The following is a 10510-nucleotide window of genomic DNA, read 5'->3' on the forward strand; positions in this document are numbered from 1 at the left end:
GAGATTTTCCATAGCAAGCAGAATGCCCTCTGGTATGATATGAAGCAATTGGATGAAGCAGGTTTTATAAAACTTGTTCGCACAGAGAAGGTGCGGGGAACAGTAAAAAAATATTATCGTGCTGTCGCAAAGAATTATTTTGTTGATATTTCTCTCGGCACTGCAAACCTCGAAAAAACTCATCTTATACATAATCTTGTTGATAGTGAAATTGAAGATTGGCATCGAGAAAAAATCGCAAAAATCAGTTTTAGAGATTTGGCGGAAAAGATAATTAATAAAAATATGGCGGTAAAGGAAAATGAAAAAATCGCCATAAGTTACCAGCCAGTGCACCAAAAACTCGTTGAAGATCTCGTTGTCGAAATTGCCAAAAAAGGTGCTTATGCCATCCCTATCTTCGGCACAAAACGGATGGAATATAATTTCATCCGAAACGTACCCGTAGAACACTCATGTAAAGATGTAATTGACGATTTTCTTCTGGAACATATTGATGCTCATATTATTTTTTCCGGTGACTTTCTGGATGATTCATCCCTGACAAAAGATATGAAAGAAAAAAGTGATCTAATTGAAGCTGCAAAAAGAAAAAATGTACGAAAAACTTTTAAAAAAGATGTGCGTTATCTTACGATTGATACGTTACAAAGAAACTCCTTCTCAGACAAGTCCCCTCATAAAAAAAAGGGTGCGGAAGAATCAGAAATTCTTAGAAGTGAACTGTATTGGAAAGCACTTTTTACAGAACCGGATGTGATTAATGAAAAAACATCTTACGTAAAGAAGCAATTGGAACAAGCAAAACAAATAAAGGTTGAAGATGGAAACGGTGGTTATCTCAATTTGAAATTTCAAGGAACTAAACATATCATAGTAAAAAACGGTCATTTGGATCATGCCTGTGATGATACGGAAATTCCCGGCGGCTTAGTAGTTGCTCTTCTAAAAAATGCAACCATCAATGGTAATTTGCATACGGATTTTGCCTATCTTTATGATGATGAATTTCTGGATGTGAACATTAAGATTAAAAACAATAAAATTATTGATATAAAAGCCGATCATGACAATGAAAAATTATTATCTATTTTCAAAGCTGCCGAAGGTGATAAGGATATGATCGGATCTTTCTGTATTGGAATGAATCCCGCAATTCGACAAAATATGCATCACTTGTATATAAACAGTAAAATTTTTGGTGGTGTTAGTTTACAGGTCGGTTGGGATGAAGCGGATCAAAGTGATATAGATTCAAATATGATAGCCCAATTTTTCCTTCTAAATAAAACTATCTATGTGGATGGGAAAATATTATTTATTAACGGTAAACTATCCGAAGGAACTTCCTGAGGATAAAAAATAGTGAGGTAAAAAATGTTACATGAAATGAAATCCCGAATATTTTCGGATAAGAAATATTATTTAATTCTCATATTTATTTTGATTGCATCAGCATCTTTTGCTGGTGTAGTAACAAAAAAGTATGTATTCGATGAACCGACAATTACAGAAGACGGAATATACTCAAAGATTTTTTTGAACAAGGGTGTTGCTTTGGGAAATCCCGGTGAACCTGAAGTTCCCTTCATCAATGCTTCGCTTCTGTTACCAAGAAACGAAAGTATCTCAGATGTCTCAATCTCCTTTGGTGAAAAGGTGTATATGGGACATTATTCTATCTATCCTCTCCAAGAACAGCTGCCAATCTCCAAAATGGATCAAGCGGAATTTATCAATCCTGATCAAAAAGTTTATTCCAGCTCCAAGCAGTATCCCTACTCAAACTACAGCGGAGTAACAACAAATTGTTTATCCGGCTATTCAATCGGCTCAATTGCAATTACTCCGATTAGCTATAATCCCTCCACCCAAGAACTTTATTATTATGAAGACCTGACGGTTTCATTTACAACGGATTATGATGAAGCGGTAAGTGAAGCTGGAAAATATTTATTTGAAGATAAAAACATTATTCGAAGGGTTGAAAATATTGTTGATAATCCCCATGCAACTTCAGATTATTCCACCCGTAGAACTCGAGATGAAGAAGCCCTTGATATCGTTATTATCACAGGCGAAGATCATGTGGACGATTTTCAACCTCTTGTAGATTTTCACATAACGAGAGGATATCGAACCGGTACCAAAACTGTTGAAGACATTTATGATAATTACACCGGAGTTGATAATGCCAATAAGGTTCGTAATTATATTAAAGATCAATATGCAACTCACGGTCCTATCCAATATGTGATTTTTGGTGGAGATACGGATGTAGTTCCATATCGAAAATTTTATGCAAACGTGGGAAATGAGCAGGGTGATATTCCAGCCGATATGTATTTTTCCAATTTAGACAGAACGAATGCCCCCGGAAGTGGACCTGACTGGAATAATGATAATGATAATCGTTGGGGTGAACCTGCCGAAGCAGATCTTTTTTCTGAATTATTTATCGGCAGGATATTTTTCAATAATATTACTGAAATTGAAAATCAATTAAATAAAATTCAACTTTTTTCCGAATCTCCGGTTACCGGCAACCTAAAAAGTTCATTAATGATTGGTGAATATCTCTGGCCCAACACTTATGGGGGTCAATATATGAATGAACTGATTAGCGGTTGCAGTACAAACGGATACACAACCATTGGAATTCCTGGAGACTGGAATATTCCCACTCTCTATGAAATGGATTACGGTTGGACATCTACAAATTTATACAATGAATTAAATCAGGGACCAACCATGGTGAATCATCTTGGACATGGAAATTTGACGCATTGCCTTAATATTGATAATCCCGATCTAACTGTTTATAATATCAGCAATGACGGAACTAATGCTAATTTCTTCAATGGCTACTCTCAAGCATGTTATCCCGGTTCCTTCGATAATATGACAATTTCAGGATATGTTTCAGGCGATTGCTTCTACGAAAAAATAACCTCAATGCCCACTGCTGCTGCAACTTGGATTGGTAATAGTCGCTATGGCTGGGGGATGCAAGGCAGCACGAATGGAGCTTCCCAGGTTTTCCACCGAGAATATATTGATGCTCTGTTTGATGATAATGAGTTTTCTGTTGGGGGAGCAAACGCTCTCTCAAAAGAGCATGCAGTTGCATTCGTTCAAACAAGCGGAGTGCATAGATGGTGCTGTTATGAATTAAACGTGTTCGGAAATCCTGCTTTGGATATTTGGACGAATGAACCGATGACAATGACCCCAACGTTTCCTGAAAATATTAATGCGGGAACCGAAGAAATCAGTGTGATCGCAGAACCGGATGCTCGTGTTGTAATATATGACGATGATACGGTTTACGGATTCGGGCAAATAGATTCATTCGGTAACGGAACAATCACTTTTGATGAAGTTCCGGTAAATAGCGGTAATGTAAATATTGCTTTCACAGCCCATGATTACTTCAAATATTTGGGTGAAATTCATATTCTTACCAGTGTTGTAAATTTTACACCTGATACGCTTTACGCAAATGTCCCAACTGATATTTGTGTGAATGTAATCGGACCGGATAGCATTACCCCGCAAGTTGGTGTAAACGTTTGGGCAGAAGGTGTTGGATACACTTCCGATATTGTTCCTACAGATGAAGATGGAAATGCAATTTTGTCCATTGATTATCCTTATGGACCTTCATTACAGATCTATGGTCAAATCCCCGGTGAAGAATTCCTTATTTTTGAAGATGCAATATGCGTTATTGCAGATGACCTTTCTGATCCTGATCTTACGGTTGAAACAAATTATGATCTTACAGATGCATTTGCATGCAACCTTCCGGGAATGGTGTTTGCAAGCGTGAATAATGACGAAACAACTTTGTGGGTAAAAGTTGATGCTGGAGATTATGTCAGCACATCTGAACTCACAATGGAAGTAACACCTACAACATTTTTATCGGTAATAGCAGTTATTGCAAAATCCGGTTATAATATTTATCAGGAAAGTTTTCCGGTTGAAGAAGTTTACGGAACCGTTTCAGGTGAAGTCAAAAATATTTCTAACGGACTTCCTATTGAAAACGCAGAAGTAAAATTCTATGAAGCGGGAGTAATTCCTAGCGGAGATCCTGTATTTAGTTCTGTAACAGATTCCGACGGGCAGTATGAAATAACTGCCGATCAACCTGTCGATTATTATGATATTTATATAACGAGATGGGGTTATGAACCTTATCAGGAATTGAATTATTTTCTTGATTTTGAAGAGAATGAGCATGACATAATGTTGGTTCCTGTGGAAAGTTGCCAGATCTATGGTAATGTTCGAGATACTCTTGATGTTCTTCCAAATGCAACCTTAAATTATACTCTTGAAGATGGTGAGCAATGTGCCTCGATCCAAACGGATGTTGATGGAAATTATTTTGTGGAATTGCCCGTAGGTTATACCTATCTTATTGATGTGAGTTTTGCTGATCACGTTCCCTATAATGGTGAATTCGAGCTCACGGAAAATATTGGGTACAATTATTTTCTCGGGCAAGCAGCCTTATCTGATAATTGTGAAAACGGATTGGAACAATGGGATACAAGTTTATGGGGAACCACCACACTTCAATCTGTTTCTCCGAATCATTCGTTTACCGAATCACCTTACGGAAATTATTCAAATAATCAAACTTATTATCTGAAACTATCAGATCCACTTGACTTGAGCACTTTTACATCCGCAGATCTTCATTTCTATACAAAATGGTGGATTGAAGGCAATGATTATGATTATGCACAGGTGCAGGCTTCTTTAAATGGCTACAGTTGGACTGCACTTGAAGGTTTATACACCGAACCCGGTGCAGGTTCATTTCAGCCGAACGGACAACCAGTGTATGATGACACTCAGGAAGAATGGGTTTATGAAGAAATGGACCTTTCCGATTATGTTGGTGAAGACGAAGTGCATTTGAGATTTGCCCTTTTTGCCGACCAAGGAGTAAACGAAGATGGTTGGTATATTGATGATATTCTGGTGGGAGATCCCGAATCAAGCTATGCACAATCATTCTTGGCAATCGGTGATGAACCCATTAACAAAAATAAATTGGTTTTGATGCAGAATTTTCCCAATCCTGTTCAAAACGCTACTACTATTTCCTTTGCAATACCTGCAAATACAGAGAAAGCCCAGTTGAAAATATATAACATTCTTGGGCAATTGGTAAAAAGTTATACTCCCCAGATTGAAAATACCCGCCAGTTTGATTATGTCTGGAATGGCAATGATAATCGGAATAGACCCGTTGCAAACGGAATTTACTTCTATCGTCTTTCTACTGCCAAAAAAGATATAACAAAAAAGATGATATTTCTTAGATAAAAAAATATAGGCAATTAAAAAAAGAGCGGGATATATGTGAATATCTCGCTCTTTTGTTTTGCCAAAAAAATTAAAGTTGGTTTTGCAATGGATTTTATTCTGTTTTCTTTTTGTTCTTCTATTCCAGCACACTTTCGTCAAAATACGGTCCCAGATAATCCTGCCAACCAGGATCTGTAACTTCTGTATTATCATTTTCGCAATAAACCAATCTGTAATTTGATTGCCCCGAAAAATCAACAAACAGATAAACTCTTTTTTCTCCCTTTTCATAATATTTCCAAACCGTATATGGTTTGGCTCGATATTCATAACTTTTTTCAATGACCTCGCTGGGTTTACCGTTTCGTACATAAATTCGTCCCATATCGGTCTCCCAATTCTGTCCAACAGAAGAATATTTATTTTTTGCAACTTCTATTCGTTGAATTATTAATTCTTTAATTTCGTTCTTTTCTGTTATCGGATTCGGGTCATTGCTTCGCCAGAATTTTTTTAAGTAGGCAACTTTACCGTTCTCATCCAATTTGTCATATTTTTTTTGATCGGTATTATTTAGAAAATATTTGGCAATTTCATATTCGCGCTTCAGATCGAAAGGTTCAGATTCCTCTTTCTTTTCGTTGAGAAAGATATTGGTCGCTTTTGAAATGCGGTTATCGCAGGATATTTGTGGATTTGTAGCGGTAACTTGGAGAGTATATTTTCCATAATTAAAATCTGAAATTGGTACTTTTTTCCAGAAAACACCTTTCCATGTGGTAGGAATCCATGCTTCCATTTGCTCAAAAACTTTTTTGTCTTTTTCGTCAAAAAGCGAAATGGAGATTTCACTGATGCTTGAATCATTTTTTGCGGGATAGTATTCAAAATAATAAGTAAAATCGGCTTGCTTATTAGGATAAAAAACTTTATTTGGATTGACCAAGAAAATTCTGCCATCTCGTCTAAAACTTTGTGAGCTTTTTTGGTCATCTTCTATGGAAAATGAATTTATTTCAAGATTGCTGAAGGAATATTCATCAACCGGAAGAGAAGAAATGGTTTTATCCCACACAATTTTATCCTTGCTAACTTGATCGGTAATCTTAACATAAAAACGGTATTTCCCGGGTCGAACCTGAGCGATTATTTTATCTATATAGAAGAAATCTTCATCTTGAGTATCCTCGGCTTTATCCAAAGAAATTCTTCGGGAAAATTCTTGTTTATATAACTCTTTGCCACTTGTATTATAGATAAAAAATTCTACACTGATTTGAGCAACAGGCTTTTTGTTTAACAAAGCGAATTGAAGATCTTTGTGGAGAATCTTATAGGTTATTTCAAAAATTGTGTTGTCCTGCTCGGAAAGGAATCGGTTGCAATCAAAGTAAACCGTAAATTCTGCGAATAAAAATTGGGGAACAATTACAAGCAGAATTATGAAAAATATTTTAATTTTCATTTAATTTTATCCTCATTTTTAGTTTTTCGTTGTTTTTTACAAAAGTCAAAAGTTCGCTAGTAGGATAGATGCTATATTTTTGAGACAGAATATCTAACATTCCAAATTTTTCTGTATTTATTTTAAAGTGTAATTTGAATTTTCCCACGTTTTTTTTAAAATACTCGTTTACCAAAGTGTTGAGCAGCTCAGTGTCAAGACTGTTTTCTTTACAAGATAAGGAAATTTCCCCGGATAATTTTTTTGGAAGTTGATCTATCGCTGTAATATTTTCACCGATAAATTTGCAAGAGTCGGCATCTTGATCACGTGAAGAGAAACTGACAGTAAAAAGCAGAATTTTATCTTCACTCAGATCTGAAATATCAAATCTTTGCAGGACAGAAGAAAAGAATATTACCTCAAATTTATCAAAAAGGTCTTCCGCTTGCACAAATGCCATTTCATTATTATTTTTATCGCGTTTTATGGTAACCTCATTTACAAGCCCAATAATCCTAAATTTTTTTTTGTTTTTATCCCGATTTTTCCAATCCTTTGAAAATTTGATTGTCTGACGAATCTTACGAAAATTTTTTGCACTTAAGTTTACAAACATATCAATATCGGTTTTATATTTAAGAAGGGGATGTCCGGAAAAATACATACCGAGCAATTCCTTCTCTTTTTTTAGTTTAAATGAAATGCTCCAGTCCTTTAGTTTCTTCAAAGGGGGATATTTTACGGAATTATCTTCTTCAAGCGTATCAAATAACGAAGGCTGTCCACCGGCTTTATCTTTGCTGATATTTGCTCCATATTCCAAGGCTTGACCAATAGCGTTGAATTGTTCTGCCCGATTCCCTTCCAAATTATCCATCGCTCCGGCAGCAATTAGGCATTCAAGCGTAGTTTTGTTCAAACTTGCACTGGGAATATTTTCTGTTATCTCATATATACTTGAAAAATTCCCTACTTCATCACGTTTTTTCACGATTTCGTTAGCTGCATTATTCCCGACATTTTTTATTGCTTTGAGCCCGAAGTAAATTTTTCCCTTCTTTACCGCAAAATCATAATCGCTATTGTTTACATCGGGAGATTCCACTTTGATACCCATTTTATTACAAACATCAATAAATTTTGCAATTTTGTCATTATCGTTTTCCACGCTCATCAAAGCTGCCATATATTCAGTGGGATAATTTGCTTTCAGAAATGCCGTCTGATACGAAATGATACTGTATGCCACGCTGTGTGATTTGTTAAAACCATACTGTCCAAATTGTTTGATCTGGTAATAAATCTCTTTGGCGATATCTTCTTCCACTCCCTTTTTTACAGCACCTTTAATAAATTTAGGACTGAATTTGGCAATAATTGCTTTCTTCTTTTTACTCATAGCCTTGCGAAGCGTGTCTGCTTCGCTGAGCGTGAAACCGGCTAATTGATGAGCAATTTGCATAACCTGTTCCTGATAAACGATTACACCATAAGTGTCTTTCAGAATTTTTTCAACAAGAGGATGAGGATATGATACTTCTTCCTTGCCATTTTTTCGTCGGATAAAAGCTTCATGCATCCCGCTACCAAGAGGCCCTGGACGATATAATGCCGTACATGCAGCCAGATCATCTATCCTACGGGGCTTGACTTTTTTTAAAACTTCTCTCATACCCGAGCCTTCAAATTGGAAAACTCCGTCAGTTTCACCGGCACAAATCATATCGTAAGTTAGCTTGTCTCCCTGCTTTATATTGTCTATGTCAATTTCTATTCCATGATTTTTTTTGATAAGTTCGATACTTTTTTCGATTACAGTAAGATTTTTCAAACCCAATATATCCATTTTTAGCATTTTAATCGTGTCGAGCCACTTGCCTTCATATTGGGTTACAATCACATCTTCTTTTACATTTTTAGACAGAGGGACAAATTTCATCAGATTATCAGGGGCAATAACAACCCCGGCAGCATGAACACCTGAATGCCTTGAAAGACCTTCTAAGGTTTGTGAATAGTTCATTAACTCGCGATATTGAGCTTTGCTATTGATTAGTTTCTGTAATTTGGAATTTCCATTCAGTGCATTTTTTAGGGTGATTTTTGGAGTTGATGGGATTAATTTTGCAATGGCATTAACTTCATTTAGCGGGATATCCATTGTCCGTCCAACATCACGTACAACCATTTTTGCTCCCAGACTTCCAAAAGTAACGATCTGACAGACGTTTTTTCTTCCGTATTCATCCAAAATGTGTTGAAGCACTTTATTTCTTCCGGTTGCGGAAAAATCCATATCAATATCCGGCATACTGATTCTGGCGGTATTCAGAAATCTCTCGAAAAGAAGATTGTACTTAAGCGGATCAACTCTGGTAATATCCGTGAGATATGCAATGATACTACCGGCAGCCGAACCTCTTCCCGGACCGACCATTACTCCCATTTTTCTGGAAGATGAAACGATTTCTCTCGTTATCAAAAAATATCCCACGAAACCCATTTCCTGAATAACACGAAATTCATACTCGATTCTGTCTCGTATTTCAGGAGTAATCTTTTCATATTTTTCTTTTGCTCCGTCATAAACGATTTTGTACAAATAATCTGCAGGGCTTTCATATCCATCCGGGATAGGTGTTTTCGGGAGTTTAAATTCTTTAAAATCCAGTTCCAAATTACATTTGTCAGCTATTTTAACTGTGTTTTCAATAGCTTCCGGTATATCACTAAAAAGTGTTTCCATTTCTTCCGGAGAGCGAAAATAAACTTTATCAGTAGAAAATTTCATTCGCTTTTCGTCGGTAATTAATTTGCCGGTTTGAATACAGAGAAGAACATCGTGGGCTGTAGCATCGGATTGGTGCAGGTAATGGCAATCATTTGTAGCTACGAGTTTTGCCTTGGTTTCCAAAGCAAGTTTTTTTTGCGATTCAATCAATTTTTCTTCATCTTGCATTCCCAACCGCATAATTTCAATATAGAAATCGTTCTCCCCAAATATTTCCTGATACTTTTTCACGGTTTTAGCAGCTCGTTCAAATTTATCTCTAATGAGCAATTGCTGCACCTCACCCTTCATACAGCCACTAAGTCCGATCAGACCTTCAGAATATTTTTCCAAGTAATACTTATCAATGCGAGGTTTGTAATAAAATCCTTTAAGGTAAGAAATGCTGGTCAGTTTTACAAGATTATCATAACCCGTTTGATTTTTTGCAAGAAGCGTAAGGTGAAATCTATCATTTTTTTTGTCTTTTTCCGATTCTATTTTTCCGTTAATAATATATGCTTCCATTCCGATTATGGGCTTTATTCCGATCTCTAAAGCTGTTTGGTAAAAATCAATGACACCAAACATATTTCCGTGATCGGTAATGGCGAGAGCTGGCATATTGAATACCTTTGCGGTTTCCAAAATGTCTTTAACCCGATTTGCTCCATCAAGAAGACTGTATTGAGTATGATTATGTAAATGGACAAACGTCACTAAAACTCCTGTTTGCTTTATAAATTTATTTATAAAGCTTGATTATTATTCATTTTATTTTTCATTATTTAGTTTTGAAAAAGCGGAGTTTCATATATTGTTGTCAAATTTATGGGAAAAAGAATTTGATCTGTCCGTTGGCTGGCGGTGAGTCAAGATTTTTTTAGCCACTAATGAACACAGATTTTCACGAATAATATTTTTGGTTTTAATCGTAATGTTACTGCCCATTCCCTGAAACAATT

At 36.1% G+C, this 10510-nt stretch carries 4 protein-coding genes; 2 read left to right on the forward strand and 2 right to left on the reverse strand.

The features are described 5' to 3' along the window. On the forward strand, positions 1-1353 hold a 1353-nt coding region (locus U9P79_08540), incomplete at its 5' end, for an aminopeptidase (GenBank protein ID MEA2104669.1). 24 nt (positions 1354-1377) lie between these two features. After that, positions 1378-5346, forward strand: a complete 3969-nt coding sequence (locus U9P79_08545) for a C25 family cysteine peptidase (GenBank protein ID MEA2104670.1) — start codon at positions 1378-1380, stop codon at positions 5344-5346. 118 nt (positions 5347-5464) lie between these two features. Here U9P79_08545 and U9P79_08550 read toward each other — a convergent pair whose 3' ends face one another. Both U9P79_08550 and dnaE read right to left on the reverse strand, forming a co-directional pair. Continuing rightward, the gene (locus tag U9P79_08550) at positions 5465-6793 is read right to left on the reverse strand and encodes a GWxTD domain-containing protein (protein ID MEA2104671.1); all 1329 of its coding nucleotides are present in this window, start codon (positions 6791-6793) and stop codon (positions 5465-5467) included. Beyond that, positions 6783-10265 carry a DNA polymerase III subunit alpha gene (gene dnaE, locus U9P79_08555; GenBank protein MEA2104672.1) on the reverse strand — a complete coding sequence of 1161 codons (3483 nt, stop codon included), beginning with the start codon at positions 10263-10265 and terminating at the stop codon, positions 6783-6785. The genes U9P79_08550 and dnaE overlap by 11 nt, the downstream gene beginning before the upstream one ends. Positions 10266-10510 lie beyond the last annotated feature (245 nt).

The organism is Candidatus Cloacimonadota bacterium (genome assembly GCA_034661015.1).
In the GTDB taxonomy this organism is placed as follows: Bacteria; Cloacimonadota; Cloacimonadia; order JGIOTU-2; family JGIOTU-2; genus JAYEKN01.